Source organism: Seleniivibrio woodruffii (genome assembly GCF_004339245.1).
In the GTDB taxonomy this organism is placed as follows: Bacteria; Chrysiogenota; Deferribacteres; order Deferribacterales; family Geovibrionaceae; genus Seleniivibrio; species Seleniivibrio woodruffii.
Window position 1 is genome coordinate 164,730 of the sequence record NZ_SMGG01000004.1, and the last position, 21,454, is coordinate 186,183.

Here is a 21,454-nt window from a genome sequence, read left to right on the forward strand (position 1 = left end):
TTCGAGTGAAAACTCTTTGTATATCCCCTGTAGGTTCTTAAATATAGAAAAGGCGAACTGAAAAGTTCGCCTTTTTTAATTTATGGCGTTTATAAAACTTCGCATTTCTTCGTTGTTAGTCAAAAAATCCCCATCATGTACTTCTATGTACACTCAGGTGATTTTTTTCCTTCCGCCTCGAACTGCTTGGTTATAAACACCAGATTCTTAACATAGCACAAGTCGTCACTGCGAACCTGCGGAGCAGGTGTGGCAGTCTCATACCTCATTTTGCATAAAAAAAGATAAAGCGTCACCCTGAGGCGAAGCCGAAGGGTCTCATTTCAGCAAACAGAGATTCTTCGTTGCACTCAGAATGACTGATGTCGTTACTGCGAACCGGAGCAGTCTTCCACGCTCCGGTTCACAATGACAGTTATATATTCCGTATCTTCTTGGCTCTGTAAATTGTGCCTTCGATGGTGTCCAGAAGCTCGATGCCCTTTTCTTTCAGGGTATTGCGGATCTCGTCAGCTCTGGCGAAATCCTTCTCTTTTTTTGCTTCCGTCCTCTGGGCGATGTATGCATTCAGCTCGTCTTCGCTGATGGAGAGGTTCAGCCTGAACCACTCTGTGGGGGTATATCTGATTATGCCCAGCACTGAGGCTGTCACAGCGAAAACCTTTTCGCAGGCTTCTTTCAGCACAGCAAAACTCTCTTTTTCAGGTTTAGCGGCCATAAGTCTGTTGAACTCACGAACGGCCTCAAAGAGTGCCGCCAGAACCTCCGGTGTATTGAAATCGTCGTCCATCGCCGCTTCGAATTTTTCCATGAAGATATCCGAAACCTTCATAGCCTCTGCGGAAACGTCAGTTCCCTTTTTTCCGGCGTTGAAGCGGTTCAGTTCATCGAGCATGGTGTATATTCTGTCCAGCGACCTTTCGGCCTCCAGAAGGTGATCCTGTGAGAAATCCAGCGAGCTTCTGTAGTGCGTTGTCATAAGGAAGAAGCGCACTATCTCGGGGTTGAACTCGTCCAGAACGGTTCTTATGGTGAAGAAGTTGCCGAGGGATTTTGACATCTTCTCCTGATTGACGTTAACAAAGCCGTTGTGTATCCAGTATTTTGAAAACTCGCATCCGCAGGCCGCTTCGGACTGGGCTATTTCGTTTTCGTGGTGGGGGAACACAAGGTCACGTCCGCCTCCGTGGATGTCGAAAGGCAGACCGAGGGTATCCTCGCTCATGACGCTGCATTCGATGTGCCATCCGGGGCGTCCGGCTCCCCATGGGCTTTCCCAGCTGGGTTCACCGGGCTTGGACGCTTTCCAGAGAACGAAGTCGAAAGGATTCTCCTTGTTGTCGTTCACCTCGATGCGTGCTCCGGCCATCATGTCGTCCAGTTTGCGGTGGGAGAGTTTGCCGTATTCCTCAAACTTCTGCACACGGTAGTAGATGTCGCCGTTTGACTCGTATGCAAACCCTTTTTCAATGAGGGTTTCGCACATTTTTATCATGCCGCCGATATAGTCAGTGGCCTTGGGAGTGTGGTCGGGGCGCAGGATGTTCAGTGCATCCATATCTGCATCGTGCTCTTTTATGAATTTGTCCGTAAGCTCCGTCCAGAGGATTCCCTGTTCGTTGCTCCGTTTGATTATCTTGTCGTCGATGTCGGTGAAGTTTTTGACGAAAGTGACCTCAAAACCTTTGTGCATAAGGTAGCGGCGGATAACATCGAAAACGGTTGCGCTTCTGGCATGGCCGATATGGCAATAGTCGTATACGGTCACGCCGCAGACGTATATTTTTACCCTGTTCCCGCTGATAGGTTTGAAGACTTCTTTCTGTCCGGTGAGCGTATTATAAACGTTCAGCATCATTCACCCTTGCTGGCGGCAATGAGCCGCTTAGTATATTCCTGTTTCGGATTGCCCAGAACCTCTGCGGCAGTTCCGTATTCCACAGCCTCTCCCATGTTCATTACAAGAATGTCGTCGCACAGGAAGGAGACCACGGCAAGGTCATGTGATATTAGAATAAAGGTCAGGTTGTTTTCAAGTTTTAATTTTTTCATCAGGTTGAGAATCTGTGACTGAACGGAAACGTCCAGTGAACTGACGGGTTCGTCCGCAACGATTATCTCAGGGTTCAGCGACAGCGCACGGGCGATTGAGAGCCTTTGCCTCTGGCCGCCTGAAAACTCGTGGGGATATCTGTCCAGATGCTCGCTTTCAAGTCCTACCATTTTCAGGCATTCTTCGCAGTAGCTTCTGACGTCCTTTTTGCCTGAGTATTTGATTATTGCGTCCTTCATGGACGAAAATACGGTGAGTTTGGGGTTCAGGCTCAGGTATGGATCCTGAAACACCATCTGAACGTTTTTACGGTAGTCCTGATAGTCTTTTCCAAGTGTGCGGATATCTCTGCCCTTGTAAAGAGCTTCGCCTGAATCCTGATGGATAATTCCTGTGATTATCTTGGCCAGAGTGGTCTTTCCGCTTCCCGATTCGCCCACTATTCCCAGTGAGCGTCCTTTTTCGATTGTCAGGCTGATGTTGTCCACGGCCTTGATGATAGTAGAAGAGCCTTTGAAGATACCCTCAAAGGCCCTGTAATGTTTTGTTAAATTGTTAAGCTGTATGATGCTTTCTTTCAAACCTACACCTTGAATCTGGCAGTATTGTCCTTGAGTTGGTGCGCAAGGTCACCGATACGGTTGGAGAACTCGCTCACCTCATCTACTATAACTTTATTATCCGCAGATGCAATACTAACATTGGTCACGGTGGAGGTTATGTTTGTTATGGCTTCGGACTGCTGCTCTATGATGGTGAGGATGGGTTCGACGCTGGCCGCCGCCCTCTGCATCTGGCTCACTGCCTCTGCAAATCCTTCGCCCACATAGTTTATGGAGTCCGAGCTCTGCTTAACTTCGTCAATGCCGCTGTTTATGCGGTTGACAACGTCTGTGACGTTGCTCTGTATTGTGCCCACCATTCCGGATATCTCCTGAGTGGATGTGCTGGTCTTTTCCGCCAGTTTGCGCACCTCGTCCGCCACAACGGCAAATCCTCTGCCCGCTTCGCCGGCTCTTGCGGCCTCTATGGCGGCGTTCAGAGCCAGAAGGTTGGTCTGTTCGGCGATGTCGACAATGATACTGACGATGTTGGTTATCTGCTGGCTGGCGTTTTTGAGGTCGGTCAGGTTTGCCGAAACACCCGCCAGATTCGCCGCCACGCTGTTCACCTGTCCTATGGACTGCTGGAGTCTTGAGTTGCCTTCAACAACCATCTTCTTTGCGCTGTTTACCTCGCTTATGCCGTTTTCGACACTGTCGATGATGTTTGATGTGGAGGCTGAAAGCTCCTCTGCCGCCGATGCCACCGATGCCATCTCAATGGACGTGCTGTTCAGGTTCTCGTGCATCTGCTTCATCATGGTGACGGTCTGGTCGCTGGTTGTGTTCAGGTAGTCAGTTCCGTTCTTTATGTTCTGAACCAGTTCATAAAGGTTGCCCTTCATGCTGTTAATTGAATCTGTCAGTTCGCCGAACTCGTCCTGTGACGTTTTCGGGATGTCAGCGCAGGTCAGATCACCCTGCTTAATGCACTCTGAGACCTTCATAATGCTCACCAGAGGGGTTGTTATCTTGGTTGCAGAGAAGATGCCCACAATGACCGCCAGAATGAGTATAACGCCCACCATTACAAACGTCGTGCTTGTGACTTTGCTGGAGATGCTGTTCACCTCTTTAATACCGGTGTCCATCTGTTTTGATGCGGATGCCTCCAGTTTTGTCAGCAGAGCCTCGGTTTCGGCCACTGTCTTTTCCATGTCCTTTATCTGAGTGAAAAGACTGCCTTCGAGGTTAAGCGCATTCACACGGATCTCCTTCATCTGAAGTGCCGCTTCGTCAAGCTCTTTGCAGGCCTTCAGCAGAAGCTGCATCCTTTCCTTAACAAAAGCGTTATTCGTAAGGGACATCATTGTGTTTGTCTTCTGAACCAGCGCCTTGTTGTAGTTCATCAGTGAGTAGATACCCTCTTCAACGGCGACATCATCCTCGGAATACATCAGCTCGGATATGTATATTTTGATTCCGAGGGGTTCCTCCATCATCCTTTCCAGATAGGGCAGTCCGGATCCTCCGGATTTTTTGAGTTCTGCCTGACTGACGGTGATGAATCCTTTCTGCCTGCGGAAAAATGAGTCCATGTCGTCGAACAGGATCATCATCTCTTCATGAACTTTTATGTATTCCTTTTTTGTTTTGAGGAATTTTTCGGTCTTTGACTTGAGGTCACGGCTCATGTTCGAAATGTCTCTTGAGTCCTCAACCTTGTCCACGGCGGTGTTTATTTTTTCAAAACTCTCCGCCGTCTGCCTTTCATACTGTTCTATCTCTTTTATTGAGTTTGAATTGACCGCACTTTTAAGAGCGATAACCACGTTCTTGAATTCATTGTTGATTATTCCCGATGCCTCTTTGTCAGTCAGGATCGAACTGAGATTTGTGTTTATGAACCCGTTCACCTTGCTGCTTGAAAATATGAAAGAGAGGGACAGGACAACAATGAAAGCCGAAACAAGAAGATAGGACATAATTAGCTTGATCTTGATACCCATTGATACTCCGTAGTTTTTCTATATCCAATAAAACATATAAATAACTATAACGATATATTATAGCATATTTATTACATTTGTTTTAAAAATATTGTGTTAAAATGCATTTTCCTGTAAAAACTGATACATAAAATATTTAAGGAAATGAGATGGAAAAGGTAGTTATTGCAGACAGTTTCGAGCAGATACATGAGATTTACAAAAAAAGATATTCAAACCAGAGGCTGTTTCGTTCGGTAAAATTTAAGGACGGAAAGGAGCCGGTTTTTTATATTGGCGTTCCCGGGCTTTACATTGCGCTGGCGATGTCGCTGGTGACTATTATTACAGTATATCTGCTGTATCAGCCCTTTAAATGGTATATCTGGGCACCGTACCTCGTTGCGGCGTTCTTTCTGTTCCGTATATCGGTTAAGATGGACAAGGTGCGTCAGGTTCGCTTTATGCTCTGGTCGCTGTTTTCAGCAGCCAGAACGAGCATTGAAAAAGCAAACGAAACCGCAGGAGAGGACAGACAGAACCACCTTTCAAAAGCGAAGGAGCTTCTGGAAAAAGCACTCCACTGGGCAGACGAACCTGCCATCAGCGAGCAGATAGCCGAGATAGAGAAAGCATTATAGGTCTTCGTATCATTTACGGTTAAGAATAGAACTCAGCCTGTCGTAAGCTGATGTTATGAGACTGCCACAGCCCTGTGAGGGCTTCGCAGTGACAAAAAGTATTATAAAATCAAAAAAAACCCCGCACTATGGCGGGGTTAATTTTTGCCCTTATGCTCAAGTAATCAGATTACTTGTGGCATTTTGTGCAGGATTTACCTTGGGGTACGCTTTTAGCAGTGTGGCATTCCCAGCAGAACTCGTCGTGTGCAGGGTTTTTCATGCCTTTAATGCCAAGTTTAGCAGGCTCAAATGCTGCGCCTGTTTTCTGGTTTTTCAGAGTGCCCCCTTTCTCTGTCATGTGGCAGTCAACGCACTTCAGCTTAGCCTGGTGCTTGTCGTGAGGGAACATAACAGCCTTCTTAGTTGTAGGCGTGCTCCACTCTTTTGCCAGATCGATAGTTGCAGGACCTGCTGCGTAGGCAACAAGTGCGAATGTGAATACAACCATCATCGCAATGATTACTTTTTTCATGATGTCTCCTCTCTAAAAAAGTTGGATAATACTAATCTGCTCAAAGAAAAGTGTCAATATCGGATGTTGTGTATTTACAACATTTTCAGATACGGGATAAAGTCTCTATGTCGAAAACTCCCCTTATGAGGATCGGCTTGGGATGTGTCAGATCGATTATAACGGATGAGTTTTGTCCTGTTATGTCCTGAAAAGAGTAGTAATGAACCAAGTCTTTGAAAGTATTGAGAATTGTTTTGAAGTCACCGCAGTATTCCACACCTGAAAGGTTGGCACTAGTGGCACTGATGGCGCCTGTTTTGTCAATAATCTGTCTTAAAACAGGCATAAAAGGAACCCTGAGAGCTATGTTTCCATCAAGGGTATATAGCCCTTCGACCCCTTTTCCGGCCTTAAGAATTATGGTAAAAGAACCCTTGCTCCACAAAAAATCCATAATTTTTTTTTGATGTTCGTCGAAATGAGCAAGCTCTTCCGCCTGACTGAAAGATGATATGAGCACAGGAAAAGGTTTTGTCCTGTCGCGTCCTTTTATCTCGAATATCTTTTCGTTGGCTTTTTTGTCGGAGAGGGGAGCACCTATCCCGTAGATGGTGTCTGTGGGGAAGATAACAGGCTCCCCCTGACGGAGAGCCTGCCTGAATATTTCTGAAAGGTTGCGCAGCGGAGCTATGAGCATCACAGCATTTCCTGAACCGCTTCGTTGTCCTTATAGACTTTTTCTTTCATATCTTCTTTATATTTGGCGACTTTTTTTGCCACTTCCTTGTTGGAGCGGGCGATTATCTGGCCTGCGAAGATACCTGCGTTCTTTGCGCCTGCCTTGCCTATGGCCATTGTTGCAACGGGGATTCCGCCGGGCATCTGAACCATTGAGAGCAGAGCATCCAGACCGTTCAGCGAAGTCGCTGAAACGGGCACTGCGATGATGGGAAGGTTTGTTTCGCTGGCAACCACACCCGCAAGGTGTGCCGCTGCGCCTGCGAGGGCTATTATTGCGTCCAGACCTCTGTCTTCGGCTGTTTTTGCCCACTCAAGTGTGCGTTCGGGGGTTCTGTGGGCACTGGAAACGATGACTTCGAACTCGATGCCGAATTCTTTGAGTATTTCGACCGCCTCTCTGGCTATCTCAAAATCGTTCTTGCTTCCCATTATGATTCCGACTTTACTCACCTTTAAGCCTCCTGAGAGCCTTAGCTCCGATATCTTTTCTGTAGTGTACGTCAGTCCAGTTTATTTTCTCAACAGCCTTGTAAGCCGTTTTGATGGTTTCTTCCAGAGTGTCGCCTATGGCTGTCACACCCAGAACCCTGCCGCCAGTGTTGACAGTTTTTCCGTCTTTGTCGGCTGTTCCGGCATGGAAAACCTTTACGCCTATGACTTTGTCGGCTTCAGCTATTCCGGAAATCTCATACCCCTTTTTGTAGTCTCTGGGGTAGCCGCCGGATGCCATAACCACGCACACTGTGGGGTTGTCGCTCCATTCGATCTCGACCTTGTCCAGTGTCTGATCGGTACATGCCAGAAACACGGGGATGATGTCGGATTTAAGGCGTGAGAGCACAGGCTGTGTTTCGGGGTCGCCGAAACGGGCGTTGAACTCAAGCACCTTGGGCTGGTTGTTATGTATCATAAGCCCTGCATAGATGATGCCTTTGAAGACTATGCCGTCTTTTGCCATCGTCTTTATGAGGGGATAGGCTATCTCCTTTGTCACCCTGTCGAACAGCTCCGGGCTGACCACAGGGGCAGGGGAGTATGCGCCCATTCCGCCTGTGTTGGGGCCTTTGTCGTTGTCGTAAACAGCTTTATGATCCTGACTTGTGACCATGGGCAGAACTGTTTTTCCATCGGTGAATGCGAGGTATGAAGCCTCTTCGCCCTGAAGAAATTCTTCGATGACCACCTTGTTTCCGGCTTCGCCGAACACGCTGTCTATGAATATCTCTTCAAGGGCTTTCAGAGCCTCTTCGAATGTCATGGCAACGGTTACGCCTTTCCCTGCCGCAAGTCCGTCGGCCTTGACAACTATGGGTGCGCCGTGCTGATGGACGTAGGCCTTTGCAGATTCATAGTCGGTAAATTCTCCATAGGCCGCAGTGGGGATTCCCGCTTTGATCATGATATCCTTTGCGAAGGCTTTGCTGGCCTCAAGCTGTGCCGCAGCTTTGCAGGGGCCGAAAACTCTCAGGCCGTTATCCTGAAAAACGTCAACTATTCCTGCCGCCAGCGGATCTTCGGGGCCGACGATTGTAAGGTCTATCTTTTCGGTGAGTGCGAAATCCAGCAGTTTTTTAATGTCGGTCGCTTCTATGGCGATGTTCACTGTCTTGTTCTCAAGGTGAGTTCCGCCGTTGCCCGGTGCGGCATAAATTTTTGCCACGAGGGGGCTTTGTGCTATCTTCCAGCAAAGGGCGTGTTCTCTGCCGCCTGAGCCGATTACAAGGACTTTCATCGTCATCTCCTTATGCTATACAAAAAATCCCCGCTATTAGGTTCGTATGCGAGGATTTTTTTGAAAAATTCATTAATTCTATAAGAAAATCCACCCCGACACTCCTTTGGCAAAGGAGGGAGGTTTTTATCTCCCCCTTTTACAAAGGGGGACTAATGGGGATTTCCATTAAATTTTGATGAGATTGCCGCGTCGCTGCGCTCCTCGCAATGACGCCAAAAGTTACGTCACTGCGAAGCCCTTGAGGGCTGTGGCAGTCTCATTATCAAATTCTTAGTGCTTGAAGTGTCTCACGCCGGTGAACACCATGGCGATGCCGTGTTCGTCTGCGGCTTTGATAACTTCCTCATCCCTGATCGATCCTCCGGGAGAGATTATCGCAGTGATGCCTCTTCCTGCCGCTTCGTCGATACTGTCTCTGAAGGGGAAGAACGCATCGGAGGACATAACAGTGCCTTTCAGCTCTGCTCTGGCCTTGCTTGCGGCTATTTTGGAGGAATCCACACGGCTCATCTGGCCTGCGCCCACGCCGATGGTGCGGTCGTCGGTAGTGTAAACGATGGCGTTGGATTTAACGTGTTTCGCCACTTTCCAGGCGAAGTCCATCGCCTTGTATTCGAAGTCTGTGGGCTTTCTTTTGGTGGGCACGGGAAGGCTTCTGATGTCTTCGATCTCGTGAAGGTCACGATCCTGAAGCAGGATGCCGCCTGTAACGTTTTTGATATCAAGCTCAAGGTCACGCTGACCGTAGATATCGCCCAGTTCGATGAGTCTGAGGTTCTTTTTGGCTTCGAAAACAGCCTTTGCCTCGTCTGAGAAAGAGGGAGCCAGAACAACTTCGAGGAAGAGTTCGCCCAGTTTCTCCGCAAGCTGTTTGTCCACCTCACGGTTGACGCCCACGATGCCGCCGAAAGCGGACACAGGGTCGCACTCAAGGGCTTTCAGGTATGCGTCATAGATGTTGTCGCCTGTTGCACAGCCGCAGGGGTTTGTGTGCTTGATGATGGCTACGGCGGGTTCTTTGAACTCTTTCACAAGTTCAAGCGTGGCGTGGATGTCCACTATGTTGTTGAAGGAGAGCTCTTTACCCTGAAGCTGTTTGCCTGTGGCAACGCTGACTTCGTTCACAAGGGGCTTAACGTAGAAGGCGGAATCCTGATGGGGGTTTTCGCCGTAGCGCATTGGCTGTTTCTTGCGTGCGGGGATAGCTATCTCTTCGGGGAATTTAACACCGAGTTTTTTATTGAAGTATGAAGCGATTATGGAGTCATAAACGCCTGTGTGCGAGTATGCTTTTCTGGCAAGGTCAACACGGGTGTCAAGCTCCGTGCCGCCGTTGTCCATTTCGGAAAGGATTCTGCCGAAGTCGTTGTTGTCCACAACAACTGCAACAAACTTGTGGTTTTTCGCTGCGGAGCGGATCATTGAGGGGCCGCCGATGTCGATGTTTTCCACAACTTCATCGTGTTCTGCGCCTTTTGCCACTGTGGCTTCGAAAGGATAGAGGTTCACAACCACCATGTCGATGTCTTCCAGATCGTACTCTTTCATTGTCGCCTGATGGTTTGCGTTGTCACGGATGTTCAGGATACCGCCGTGAACTCTGGGGTGCAGTGTTTTCACTCTGCCGTCCAGCATTTCGGGAAATCCGGTAAATTCTGAAATCTCGATAATTTCCACACCGCTGTCTGCGAGCAGTTTTGCGGTTCCTCCCGTGGAAATGATCTTTACGCCGTGTTTTTTGAGACCCTTTGCAAAGTCTACGATGCCGCTCTTGTCGGAAACGCTGATGAGAGCGGTTTTAGGCATTATTCTCATTGGTGCTCCTCTTTATGAATATATAGTCCAGCAGCAGAAGTCCGATACCGGTGGATATTGCAATATCCGCGACATTGAACGCCGGCCACTGCCAGTGTTTGTAATAAAACAGCAGAAAGTCCACAACTTTGCCCACAAAGAGCCTGTCGATGAAGTTGCCCACTGCGCCCGCCAACACAAGAGTATATGAAAAAAGTCTCAGTTTCATCTCTTTTTCTTTGACCAGCAGGTAAGTGACGCATGCTATTGCCAGAATAGTCACGGCTATGAAGAACAGCTTTCTGTAGGCCTCGTTCAGGGTTCCCAGAAAGCCGAACGCCGCACCGGGGTTCAGCACATAGGTTATGTCGAAAAAGCCGTCTATGACGGGGCGGCCTTCATGGAGCATAAAGTTTTTAACGATGTACGCTTTGGTCACCTGATCCAGAACAACTATGGCTGCGGCCATTGCCAGCATTAATTTTTTCATTATGCCAGTGCCTCTGCACATCTTTTGCAAAGGGTGGGGTGGCTTGCGTCGTGTCCGATGGTGGACGATTTTGTCCAGCATCTTTCGCATTTGCCGTTTTCGGAAGGAATAACCTTCACTTTCACCTTTCCGTCCTCGGAAACATGGCAGTCGGTCATTGCGGCGGGGTCTGCAAAGCTGACCTCGGACACTATGAATATTCTTTCGATGCCTTCGTCTGCAACGAGGAATTTCTTAGTGTCATCGTCCACGCCTATCACAATATCTGCGTCCAGCGGATGACCGATTATCTTGGCGGCTCTCGCCACTTCAAGTGCTTTGGTAGCCTCTTTGCGCACTTCAAGAATTTTGGTCCACTTGGCGATATTTTCCGCATCGTCATAGTCTTCCGCCGGAGCGAACAGCTCCATGAAGATGTTCTCCTTTTTGGAGGATGATGCGGGCATGTATTCGTATATCTCGTCAGCTGTGAACGACAGCACCGGAGCCATCACCACGGACATCTCTTTAAGGATGATGTACATTGCGGTCTGAGCGGAGCGTCTTTCACGGGATGCGGGTTTGTAGGCATAGAGTCTGTCCTTCAGGATATCAAGATAGAAGGAGGACAGGTCGTTTATGCAGAAGTTCAGGAACGAGTGGTAGAAGACGTGGAGCTGATATCTGTCGTATGCTTCGAATATACGTTTCTTCACCGACTGCCATCTGGCAAGGGCGAAGCGGTCGAGGTCGAGCATCTCTTTAAATTCCACCATGTCGGTGTCGGGGTTGAAGTCGTACAGGTTGCCCAGCAGATAGCGTGCTGTGTTGCGTATTTTTCTGTAGGATTCAACCAGACGGTTTATGATGTCGTCAGAGATTCTGATGTCTTCGGAGTAGTCCTCTGCGGAAACCCAGAGTCTCAGAACTTCTGCGCCGTATTTGTTGATTATTTCGCTGGGGGATACAACGTTGCCCACAGACTTGGACATTTTGCGTCCTTTGCCGTCAACAACGAATCCGTGGGTCAGCACCTCTTTATAGGGTGCGATGCCCCTTGTGCCGACACTCTCAAGGATCGAGCTGTGGAACCAGCCTCTGTGCTGGTCGGAACCCTCAAGATACATATCCGCAGGCCATGAAAGCTCGCCCCTCTCTTCGAGAACTGCCGAGTGTGATGTGCCTGAATCGAACCATACGTCAAGGATGTCCGTCTCTTTTTTGAAGTGTGTGCCGCCGCAGCCGGGACATTTTGTTCCCTCGGGTATGAATGCCGAGTTGTCATGGTCGAACCATGCGTCAGCTCCCTCCTCACGGAATGCATCAAGTACACGCTCCTGAATCTGTTTGTTTATAACCACGCTGTCGCAGTCCTCACAGAGGAAAACGGCAATGGGCACGCCCCATGTTCTCTGGCGTGAGATACACCAGTCAGGACGATTTTCTATCATTGCTGTGATGCGGTTTTCACCCCATGCGGGTGTCCAGCGCACCTTTTTTATCTCGGAAAGGGTCTTTTTGCGGAGGTCGTTGTTTTCCATGCCGATGAACCACTGGGGTGTTGCACGGAAGATAACGGGGTGTTTGCATCTCCAGCAGTGGGGATATGAGTGGTTTATCTCACCGCTCTGAAGGAGGCTTCCCTGCTCGTCCATCATTTCAACGATTAATTTGCCCGCTTTGTATATGCTCTGCTCTGCGAATATCTCAACGTTGCGCTTGTAGCATCCTCTGTCGTCCACGGGGTTCAGAATTTCAAGTCCGTAGCGCAGACCGACCTCGTAGTCCTCCTGACCGTGGCCGGGGGCTGTGTGTACCAGTCCCGTACCGGCATCAAGGGTGACGTGGTCGCCAAGAGTTCCAAGGGACAGTCTGTCATAGAATGCGTGCTTGAACTCAACGTATTCAAGCTCTGCACCTTTGAACACTTTATATGTTTCAAATCCGTGGATGTGGAATGTCTCGTTCAGAGAGTTCACAAGGTCGGTAGCAACTATAAGATATTCACCCGCAGAGAGGTTCTTGTTGCAGGTGTCTGTGACCTTGATTATGGAGTATTCGATATCGGCGTTGGCGCAGATTCCGAGGTTCGCAGGGAGCGTCCAGGGAGTAGTTGTCCAGATAACCGCTGATACTTTGTCGCCGTCAGCAAGACCGAACTTGCCTTTGGACTGGTTCTGCATGGGGAATTTTACGAAAACTGACGTTGACGTGTGGTTGTCGTACTCAACCTCCGCCTCGGCAAGAGCCGTTACGCAGGACGTACACCAGTAAACGGGCTTAAGACCTTTGAAGACTCCGCCGTTGTCGAAGAAACGGTAAAGCTCCTGAAGGGTTTTTGCCTCGTATTTATAGTCCATAGTAATATAAGGATTGTACCAGTCGCCGAAACCGCCCAGACGGATGAAGCCCTGTCTCTGGAGGTCGATGAACCTGTCGGCGTATTTGCGGCACTCCTTGCGTATCTCGGATTTGGACATCTCGTGCTTTTTGCTGCCCAGCTTCTTGTCCACCTGAAGTTCGATGGGCAGGCCGTGGCAGTCCCAGCCGGGAACGTAGGGAGTATAGTATCCTTCGAAGGATTTCATTTTAACGATAATATCTTTCAGAATCTTGTTCAGAGCGTGGCCGATGTGGATCTCACCGTTTGCATAGGGGGGGCCGTCGTGGAGTATGTAGGGGTTGTTTCTGTCCCTTGAAGCCAGCATTTTCTCATATGCCTTCTCATCCGCCCATTTTTTCAGCCTTTCAGGTTCTTTAACTGTGAGGCTGGCTTTCATGGGAAAATCGGTCTGGGGGAGATTCAGGGTATCTTTGTAATCCATCAAAAAACTCCTTGAGATTCGAAAGAAAGAATTGAAGGCAATTTTTAACACCAAATATATTATTAATCAAGCATAGATGGAACAAATGAACTAAAAAATGTGTTGCTCTGTCTTATTCTGCGGGTGTATATTCCCTGCATTCCATTTCGGAGGAAAAAATGAAAAGAATCACGGCTGTATTGACAGTCCTTTTACTGGCTCTGTCTCTGAACGCTTTCGCCGCCGATATCAAGAACGACCTTGAAAGCAATATGAAGAATTTCTTCAGAAGCCAGAAGCTCACAAACCTTGTGCCCACGGTTACAGTTGTCAAAAAACTGAACGAACCCGCCGGCCTGTATTTCATCAAAATTTCAATCACGGACACCAAGAACAAAAGGAGTCAGGAACAGTATATGTTTACTGACGGCAAATACATAATCCCCGAGATAGTATCTTCCGCCAACAACGTAAGCATAAAAGATTCTCTGGTTTACGAGGCAACTCCCAAAACCAATATAGACCTCTCCAAGGCCACACTGTTCGATGGCAAAAAGGGTGCCAAGAACACCATCGTTGTCGTCAGCGACTTCCAGTGTCCCTACTGCCGCAAGGCTCACGAGATCCTGAAAGGCATGCTCGCTCAGTCAAAAACTGACGCCGCCGTATACATGATCTCCCTGCCTCTGGCGATCCACCCCAAAGCTGTTGTTTATGCAAAAGTTTTTGAGGCCGGACTCGCTGTAGGCAAAGATTTCTCCGATGATCTTTATGCAACGGATCAGGCGACTGATTCCAAAACAGATGCTCAGATAATCGACATGTTCGCCGCAAAATCCGGCAACCCTGCGAAATTCAAATCCGTGGCCAACTCTAAGGAAGTTGCCGCCAAGATCGATGCGCAGGCTAAATATGCCGCATCTCTCGGAATAACCGGAACTCCTCACATTTTCTTCAACGGAAAGGGTGTTGGCGGGTTTAATCCTGATATGTATGGAATGGCCATCAAGGACATGAAATAGTAACTTCGAGCCCGCCTTTTGGCGGGCTCTTTTGTTTTTACTGTTGGCGTTTATAACACTTCGCATTTTTTCGTTGGAATCCAAAAAATATTGCTCATGTACCTTCGTTTTCGTACACTGCGCATATTTTTTGCCTTCCGCCTTGAACTGCTCGGTTCTAAACACCAATTTTCTACTTCACGTCACTGCGAGGGCTGAAAGCCCGTGGCAGTCTTCCATGTTTAGCTCTCAACGAACTCAGGTTTATCGACAATCCGGAGTTGGAAGATCGCTTCACCCGTAAATGGTTCGCGATGACAGGAAAGAATAGTTTTCCCCCTCTCCACTAATATCTTATATTTTATTTCTTGATATTGCCCCGCTTAAAAGTTATGATGCACAACCAATGAAAGTCATGAGGTGAACAATGGCAACCGTTCTTGATTTTGAAGCTCCCATAGTCGAGATAGAAGCACAGCTCGACGAGCTTCGCAACCTCCCCGGACTGAACGGCGATCAGATGAACAAAGAGATCGCAAGTCTTGAGGACAAACTGGCAAAAGTCAGAGCAAACATATATAAGCGTCTTACTCCACAGCAGAAGGTCATGGTGGCTCGCCACCCCGACAGACCCTACACACTGGATTACATTCAGAACATCTTTACCGATTTCACAGAGCTTCACGGCGACAGACAGTTTCGTGACGATCCCGCTCTCATTTGCGGAATGGCGAAGCTGAACGGCGAACCCGTGATGGTTATCGGACACCAGAAAGGACGCAACACAAAAGAGAACATTCACAGAAACTTCGGCATGGTTAACCCCGAAGGCTACAGAAAGTCTCAGAGACTTTTTGAGATGGCCGACAGGTTCAAGCGCCCAGTGATCACCTTTGTAGACACCCCCGGAGCATATCCCGGAATCGGTGCAGAGGAGAGGGGACAGGCCGAGGCTATCGCCAAAAGCCTTATGGTCATGGCTGAAATAAAAGTACCCATGATAACCGTTATCGCAGGCGAAGGCGGTTCCGGCGGTGCGCTTGCAATTGCAATGGGCAACCGTGTGGGCATGCTTGAGCACTCTGTTTACGCTGTTATCAGCCCCGAAGGCTGCGCATCCATCCTCTGGAAGGACGCATCCTATGCAGGCCGTGCGGCGGAAGCTCTCAAGCTCACCTCCAAAGACCTGAAAGAGCTGAACATCATCGATGAGATAATCGAAGAACCCATGGGCGGTGCCCACAGAAACCATCCCGCAACAGCGGTCAAGGTTAAGGATTTCATAGTCAGAAACCTTGAGGAACTGAAAAAAATGACCCCCGAACAGCTGTTCGAGGACAGATATCAGAAGTTCCGCAACATGGGCGTTTTCGCCGAGTAGTTATGAACGAAATCAGAAGACTTTGCGAGGATGTGGCCAACAAGGTTGCCGCCGGCGAAGTCGTTGAGCGTCCATACAACGTCATAAAAGAGCTGATGGAGAACTCTGCCGATGCAGGTGCGGACAGGCTGTCCGTGGTTGTGGAGAACGGCGGGGTCGGTCTTGTTAGCGTTACAGACAACGGAAAAGGCATCATTCCCGATGACCTCCCGCTGGCTGTGGAACGCTTTGCCACCAGCAAAATATCAACGGCGGACGATGTCTACCGTGTGTCGACCTTCGGATTCCGTGGCGAGGCACTGGCGGCAATATCCTCCGTATCCGACTTCACCATCCGCTCATTCCGCAAAGGCTACATAGGCGCAGAACTGCGCATCAGATACGGCGAAAAGTCCGACATTCTCCCTGCGCCAATGCAGGAGGGGACGAGGGTTGAGGCGAAAGCCCTTTTTGCCAACGTTCCTGCCCGTCTGAAATTTTTCAAAAACTATCAGACCGAAGAAAAGGAGATAGCCCGTTTTGTGCGGCAGTTCTCCGTTATCAACCCCCACATTGCTGTGGAGCTTGATATCAACGGCAAGCGTGTCTACTCCGCCGACAAGACCGAAGACATGTGCAAACGTGCGAAGAAGGTCTTTCAGGAGACGGACGTTGTCACCGGAGAGAACGAATTTGAAGACATGAGCGTAAAGGCCGCCGTAACGCTGCCTTCGGTGCATAAATTTCGCAAGGATATGATAATAATCGGCATAAACGGCCGTGTGGTGAAGGATGCTTCACTCACTCAGGCGGTGGTCACAGCCTATCACAGGCTGATTCCCGAAGGAAAATTCCCCGCCGCTGCGATCTCACTGCAAATCGATCCGGAAAAGGTGGATGTGAACGTGCATCCCACGAAATCCGTTGTGAAACTGCTTGATTCCAGAGAGATTTTCAGCTTTGTCCACAACTCCGTCAAAATGATTCTGGAAGATGCGGGCAGAGAGACAGGCGAGCAGATGCGTGCCCCCGAACCGGTTTATAAGCCCGTAACCGTTTACGAATCAAAATATAACGAAAAAACATACACCAAAGATGCAGTGCGCAGTTTCGACATGGCAAAAGAGCTTGAGACCGTGCATTATACGCCCCGTGCCGAGGATGCCGTCAGAATCCCTGATGTGCCCGAAGAGGCAAGGGTGCGTGTCGCAGGTCAGCTTTTCGACACTGTGATAGTGTGCGAAAAGGGCGAAGAGGCGTTTTTCATAGATCAGCACGTTGCCCACGAGCGGGTGCTTTATGAAAAATACCTTGAGGAAAAGACAGTCTCCGTGCCTTCCATTGTTCTGTACGAACCTATCCTGATAGACGTTACAGAGGATGAGGCGGACATAATTGAGACAGGAGCGGAAGTCCTCTCCGCCTTCGGATACGACATTGAGCCTTTCGGCGGAACAAGCCTTAAGATAAGCCGTGTGCCTTCGGACGTTCTGAACCGTGACATCGGAAAAGAGGTTCGGGAGATTCTGGCGGATATGATTGAGCACCGCAAGGACAGCAGTGTGGACTACCGTGTTATAGTCATGAGCTGCAAGAATGCCGTCAAGGCGGGGCAGAAGCTGGAGATGCACGAGATGCGCAAGATAGTGGACGACCTTTTCCGCACATCAAATCCCTACACATGCCCCCACGGACGTCCCATAGTGTTCAAAATGGACAGGGCATGGCTGTTCAGGAAATTTGACAGATGAGAATACCCGTCGTAACAGGTCCCACGGCATCCGGCAAAACAGCCGCCGTTCTGGGGCTTGCCAAAGACCACCCCATAGAGATCATCAGTGCCGATGCATATCAGGTCTACAGACACATGGACATAGGCACTGCCAAGGCCTCCCGTGAGGAGCTTGAGTCCGTACCCCACCACCTCATAGACGTCATGAACCCTGACGAGACCTACTCGGCAGGTATCTTCTTTGAACAGGCGGAGCGGATAATCGCCGACGTGCTCTCAAGGGGCAAGATACCCGTGATAGCGGGCGGAACGGGAATGTATATAGAATCCCTTCAGAAAGGCATTTTTGACGCTCCCGACAGGGACAAGGGCTTAAGAGCCGAGTTGGAAGCGGACGCCGAAGTCAAAGGATACGAGGCTCTGCATGGGGAACTCACCGACATTGATCCGGAGTTTGCCGCCAACGTCAAGCCTGCGGACAGAACACGCATAATCCGCGGACTGGAACTGAACCGTCAGCTTGGAATGAACGTTAAGGAAGCCCAGAAGAAATATCACCGCAATCCTGCATATAAATACAATATATTTGTGATAGGCGGTGACAGGCAGAAGATTTACGACAGGATAAATCTGCGTGTGCTTGAGATGTTCAGAACAGGCTGGCCCGCCGAAGTCAAAAAACTTCTGGATATGGGCTATGACGAATCCATGGACTCCTTCAAGGCGATAGGCTACAGGGAGATTGCCGCATGCATCAGAGAGGGGAGGGATGTGAACTCCTGCATCGAGCGGATTCAGACCGCCACACGAAACTTCGCAAAACGTCAACAGACGTGGTTTCGCCATATGGACGAGACCGTTCACATCGATATGGGTGATCCGGATATCATAAAAATACTGACTGAAAGTATTTTCACTTGAAATAGAAATGCAGTTTGGCTAAACTGCTGTATATTGTCTGTACGAATTTCTTATTATTGTGTTGTTAGGGGGCTCTTAATGAGCAAAAAAATCAATATTCAAGATGTGTTTCTGAACCACCTCAGAAAAAAGCGTATACCTATGACCGTATACCTCGTCAACGGTGTCAAAATCGAAGGCGTTATCAAGGGGTTCGACAACTTTGTGATTATTATGAAAGACGAATCTCAGAAAATGATCTACAAACACGCTATCTCCACGATAGAACCCTCTGAGGAAATCCTCGAACTTGAAATGAACTGATGGTCACAGGCGGCGGCTTCAGACAGACCGGAAAGGTCATATACTTCAATGCGATTCTTTACAACAAGGACTATGTGAAGAATCCTGATGAGACTGCGCTGCCAATTTTCGGTGAACCTATTGTCAAGTCGGCTGAATTCGACTTTTCTCATACGTCATACTATGAGCCAGAGATGGGCGCAAACCTTGCCAAATATTTTGCGCTGTATGAGCTTGTGGAGCATCCGGACAATCTGCCGGACTACAAGATTCATGCCGTGAATATTGAGGACAGGGCGGCTGTTAACGGAAAGCGGGTGATAAACATCGACCCAGGCTATGTTGCCATGGAAAAGGTCGTTGCCGCCAGCACAAAGAACTTTACCCACAGGATCTACCTGCGTGACAACATATACGGCGATCTGCAGCTTTACCGCAGAAAAGGGAAATACATACCCCTTGAGTGGACGTTTCAGGATTACCAGTTTGATTCGGTTCTGGGCTTTTTCGAAAAAGCCAGAAAAATTCTGGAAGAACGTGTGGGCATGCCTTCAACCTGTGGTATAATTCAGGAAAAGGTTCAGCCTGACAGGCGTTTCAATGAAGACTAATATAGTTTTTATAATAATTATCGGCGTTCTTATATTTTACATGGTCTTCGGACACAACGGCATCCTGAAATACAGGGAGCTGGCGGCTATCCGTGCGTCTTATGAAACACGGATTGCGGAGACCGAAAAAAAGGTTAAACAGCTCAATGATGAGCTGAATCTGGTGCGCAAAGACAAGGAATACCTCGAAATGCTCATCAAAAAAGACCTTAATATGAAAAAAACGGACGAAGACCTATACATAATAGAAGACAGTGCCAAAAAGAAGTCTGACAAACCCAAATGAACAAGTTCACCGTCACGGAACTTACAAGGACTGTCAAACAGCTCCTTGAGGGTACTTTCAAAGACAACATAGCCGTTAAAGGCGAGATATCCAGTTTTTCCGTTTCTCCCGCCGGACACCTGTATTTTGTTCTGAAGGACGAAAAGTCCCAGATAAAATGCGTCATGTTCAAGGGTTCCGCCGCAACAATGCGGGACTACAATCCCAAGAACGGCGACAGTGTCGAGGCCATCGGCGAACTGACTGTGTATGAGGCGGGCGGAAACTATCAGCTTCTGGTGAAGCGGATGGACTATGACTCGGTGGGGCTTTTCTGGAAGCTGTTTGAAGAGGTTAAGCGCAAGCTGGAGGCCGAAGGGCTTTTTGACGAGGAGCGCAAAAGGCCGATCCCCATGCTGCCGAAGAGGGCGGCTGTGGTTACATCTGCCACAGGGGCGGCCATAAAGGATTTTCTGGTGACGATGAAGAATATGGGCGGGGTTTTCGCTGTGGATGTGTGGTCTGTGCCTGTGCAGGGCAAGGACGCAATCGCACCCATTGTAAAGGCTCTGAACACCGCAGGCGCAATGACCGGAAGGTATGACGTTCTGGTGCTTATGCGTGGCGGAGGTTCGCTGGAGGATCTGGCGGTTTTCAACGAAGAGGCTGTGGCCAGAGCACTTTCGGCCTGTGCCGTTCCCACTGTCAGCGCAATCGGCCACGAAAGGGATTTTTCCATATGCGACTTTGCGGCGGATCTCCGTGTGGCAACACCCACGGCGGCGGCAGCTCAGCTTTCTGCGGGTTATGTCAGCTCTGTCAGGGATATTGAGAACCATAAAAAACGCATCAGCGAACTGGTGCTCAACAGATTCTATCAGCAGGTGCAAAGGCTTGATATGCTTCAGGCTTCGGTCATTGCTTCATCGCCTTCGCACAGAATAAACAGAGACAGGCAGAGACTGGCGTTTCTGGAAAAATCGCTTTTTTCTGACTTCAGAGAGATTATAAGACAAAAAGGTACACATTTATCAGAAATGACTGGTATACTACAGTCATTGTCGCCATCCGCAAGGACCGAGAAAGACCGCAGGAAACTGGACGGTCTTTTGTCTGTTATGCGGGAGCAGACACTTAAGAATGTCTCACAGTCGTCGGCCAGAGCCGACAGGCTGAATGCGAGGATTTCCGTGCTCTCGCCTATGCGCAGGGCAGAAAGATACATGAACGCCGTTGAAAGGCTTAACGACCGTTTGGTCACATCGGCCGAAAAGAGAACGGCGGAAAACAAAGCAAGACTTGAACCGCTTATGGCAAAGCTGGCGGCTCTTAATCCGGACAATCTGCTGGAAAAGGGCTATGCCCGTGTGAGTCTGAACAAAAGAGCAGTTAAAAGCGTTTTTGACGTCACTCTTCAAGATGAGCTTGAAATAAGACTCAAGGACGGGTATATTAACAGCTTCGTAACCGGTAGGAAAGTCTCGGAGGAAAAGGATGGATAGGATCCCGATCACTACTGAAGGGTATGCAACGCTTAAAAAAGAGTTGGAGCGGCTTAAGTCTGTGGACAGGAAAGAGATCGTGCTGGCAATCGAAGAGGCCAGAAGCCATGGCGACCTCAGTGAAAATGCCGAATACGATGCCGCCAAAGAGCGTCAGGGTATGATAGAAGCCCGCATTGCCGAACTGGAAAGCAAGATGGGCAGATTTCAGGTCATAGATACGTCTTCACTTTCAGGCGAGAAGATCGTTTTCGGAGCAACTGTCGTAATTGAAAATGTTGAAACATCCGAAAAGAAAAAATATAAGATCGTCGGTCCAGACGAGGCGAATATCTCAAAAGGAACCGTATCGATCATGTCGCCCCTCGCCCGTGCGCTGGTGAACAAAAAGGCCGGAGATGACGTTATAGTTCAGGCTCCCGGCGGCGATATCGAATACGAAATCATCGAAGTTCATTTTAATTAACGGATAAATGTTACTTTTCCCTCGTATCCCGTCTCTCTAAGTTGTATTATT

General features: G+C 48.9%; 20 protein-coding genes. 10 read left to right on the forward strand and 10 right to left on the reverse strand.

Annotated elements, in window-relative coordinates; all coding sequences use genetic code 11:
* Window positions 1–415: 415 nt before the first annotated feature.
* Genes cysS through C8D98_RS06840 form a run of 3 tightly spaced genes read right to left on the reverse strand, consistent with a single transcriptional unit; the run spans window position 416 to window position 4,604 of the window.
* Entirely contained in the window at window positions 416–1,858 is a 1,443-nt protein-coding gene (cysS, locus tag C8D98_RS06830) for a cysteine--tRNA ligase (RefSeq protein ID WP_132873275.1), read from the reverse strand.
* On the reverse strand, window positions 1,855–2,634 hold the full coding sequence (locus C8D98_RS06835) for an ABC transporter ATP-binding protein (protein ID WP_132873277.1): 780 nt from the start codon (window positions 2,632–2,634) through the stop codon (window positions 1,855–1,857). The genes cysS and C8D98_RS06835 overlap by 4 nt, the downstream gene beginning before the upstream one ends.
* 2 nt (window positions 2,635–2,636) lie before the next feature.
* On the reverse strand, window positions 2,637–4,604 hold the full coding sequence (locus C8D98_RS06840) for a methyl-accepting chemotaxis protein (protein ID WP_132873279.1): 1,968 nt from the start codon (window positions 4,602–4,604) through the stop codon (window positions 2,637–2,639).
* Between the two features lie 149 nt (window positions 4,605–4,753).
* Between C8D98_RS06840 and C8D98_RS06845 the strand changes: the two genes are divergently transcribed.
* Window positions 4,754–5,224, forward strand: coding sequence for a hypothetical protein (locus C8D98_RS06845; protein WP_132873281.1), 471 nt, complete (start codon window positions 4,754–4,756; stop codon window positions 5,222–5,224).
* Between the two features lie 169 nt (window positions 5,225–5,393).
* Here C8D98_RS06845 and C8D98_RS06850 read toward each other — a convergent pair whose 3' ends face one another.
* The 7 genes from C8D98_RS06850 to ileS form a co-directional block, all read right to left on the reverse strand.
* Window positions 5,394–5,738, reverse strand: coding sequence for a cytochrome c3 family protein (locus C8D98_RS06850; RefSeq protein WP_132873283.1), 345 nt, complete (start codon window positions 5,736–5,738; stop codon window positions 5,394–5,396).
* Between the two features lie 85 nt (window positions 5,739–5,823).
* Window positions 5,824–6,417: an L-threonylcarbamoyladenylate synthase gene (locus C8D98_RS06855; RefSeq protein WP_132873286.1), complete on the reverse strand. Its 594-nt coding sequence runs from the start codon at window positions 6,415–6,417 to the stop codon at window positions 5,824–5,826.
* Window positions 6,417–6,911, reverse strand: coding sequence for a 5-(carboxyamino)imidazole ribonucleotide mutase (purE, locus tag C8D98_RS13735; protein WP_165871223.1), 495 nt, complete (start codon window positions 6,909–6,911; stop codon window positions 6,417–6,419). Before purE ends, C8D98_RS06855 begins: the two co-directional genes overlap by 1 nt.
* On the reverse strand, window positions 6,904–8,193 hold the full coding sequence (purD, locus tag C8D98_RS06860) for a phosphoribosylamine--glycine ligase (protein WP_165871224.1): 1,290 nt from the start codon (window positions 8,191–8,193) through the stop codon (window positions 6,904–6,906). The genes purE and purD overlap by 8 nt, the downstream gene beginning before the upstream one ends.
* A gap of 273 nt (window positions 8,194–8,466) precedes the next feature.
* On the reverse strand, window positions 8,467–10,002 hold the full coding sequence (purH, locus tag C8D98_RS06865; RefSeq protein WP_132873926.1) for a bifunctional phosphoribosylaminoimidazolecarboxamide formyltransferase/IMP cyclohydrolase: 1,536 nt from the start codon (window positions 10,000–10,002) through the stop codon (window positions 8,467–8,469).
* Entirely contained in the window at window positions 9,995–10,480 is a 486-nt protein-coding gene (gene lspA / locus C8D98_RS06870; protein ID WP_132873288.1) for a signal peptidase II, read from the reverse strand. The genes purH and lspA overlap by 8 nt, the downstream gene beginning before the upstream one ends.
* Window positions 10,480–13,284 (reverse strand): isoleucine--tRNA ligase, encoded by a 2,805-nt coding sequence (gene ileS / locus C8D98_RS06875; RefSeq protein WP_132873290.1) that lies wholly within the window; start codon window positions 13,282–13,284, stop codon window positions 10,480–10,482. Before ileS ends, lspA begins: the two co-directional genes overlap by 1 nt.
* A gap of 158 nt (window positions 13,285–13,442) precedes the next feature.
* Between ileS and C8D98_RS06880 the strand changes: the two genes are divergently transcribed.
* The 9 genes from C8D98_RS06880 to greA all read left to right on the forward strand — a co-directional run bounded on the left by C8D98_RS06880 (window position 13,443) and on the right by greA (window position 21,403).
* A complete protein-coding gene (locus tag C8D98_RS06880) occupies window positions 13,443–14,285 on the forward strand; it encodes a DsbA family protein (protein WP_132873292.1) in 843 nt (280 codons plus the stop codon).
* A 406-nt stretch (window positions 14,286–14,691) separates the two neighbouring features.
* Window positions 14,692–15,645 carry an acetyl-CoA carboxylase carboxyltransferase subunit alpha gene (locus C8D98_RS06885; protein ID WP_132873294.1) on the forward strand — a complete coding sequence of 318 codons (954 nt, stop codon included), beginning with the start codon at window positions 14,692–14,694 and terminating at the stop codon, window positions 15,643–15,645.
* Between the two features lie 2 nt (window positions 15,646–15,647).
* The gene (gene mutL / locus C8D98_RS06890; RefSeq protein WP_132873296.1) at window positions 15,648–17,375 is read left to right on the forward strand and encodes a DNA mismatch repair endonuclease MutL; all 1,728 of its coding nucleotides are present in this window, start codon (window positions 15,648–15,650) and stop codon (window positions 17,373–17,375) included.
* A complete protein-coding gene (miaA, locus tag C8D98_RS06895; RefSeq protein WP_132873298.1) occupies window positions 17,372–18,277 on the forward strand; it encodes a tRNA (adenosine(37)-N6)-dimethylallyltransferase MiaA in 906 nt (301 codons plus the stop codon). The genes mutL and miaA overlap by 4 nt, the downstream gene beginning before the upstream one ends.
* Window positions 18,278–18,355: 78 nt before the next feature.
* The gene (gene hfq / locus C8D98_RS06900; protein WP_132873300.1) at window positions 18,356–18,580 is read left to right on the forward strand and encodes an RNA chaperone Hfq; all 225 of its coding nucleotides are present in this window, start codon (window positions 18,356–18,358) and stop codon (window positions 18,578–18,580) included.
* On the forward strand, window positions 18,580–19,170 hold the full coding sequence (locus C8D98_RS06905) for a DUF4416 family protein (protein ID WP_132873302.1): 591 nt from the start codon (window positions 18,580–18,582) through the stop codon (window positions 19,168–19,170). The genes hfq and C8D98_RS06905 overlap by 1 nt, the downstream gene beginning before the upstream one ends.
* The gene (locus C8D98_RS06910; protein ID WP_132873304.1) at window positions 19,160–19,456 is read left to right on the forward strand and encodes an FtsB family cell division protein; all 297 of its coding nucleotides are present in this window, start codon (window positions 19,160–19,162) and stop codon (window positions 19,454–19,456) included. Before C8D98_RS06905 ends, C8D98_RS06910 begins: the two co-directional genes overlap by 11 nt.
* Window positions 19,453–20,937 carry an exodeoxyribonuclease VII large subunit gene (gene xseA, locus C8D98_RS06915; RefSeq protein WP_132873306.1) on the forward strand — a complete coding sequence of 495 codons (1,485 nt, stop codon included), beginning with the start codon at window positions 19,453–19,455 and terminating at the stop codon, window positions 20,935–20,937. Before C8D98_RS06910 ends, xseA begins: the two co-directional genes overlap by 4 nt.
* A complete protein-coding gene (gene greA / locus C8D98_RS06920; protein ID WP_132873308.1) occupies window positions 20,930–21,403 on the forward strand; it encodes a transcription elongation factor GreA in 474 nt (157 codons plus the stop codon). Before xseA ends, greA begins: the two co-directional genes overlap by 8 nt.
* The last annotated feature ends 51 nt before the right edge of the window (window positions 21,404–21,454 follow it).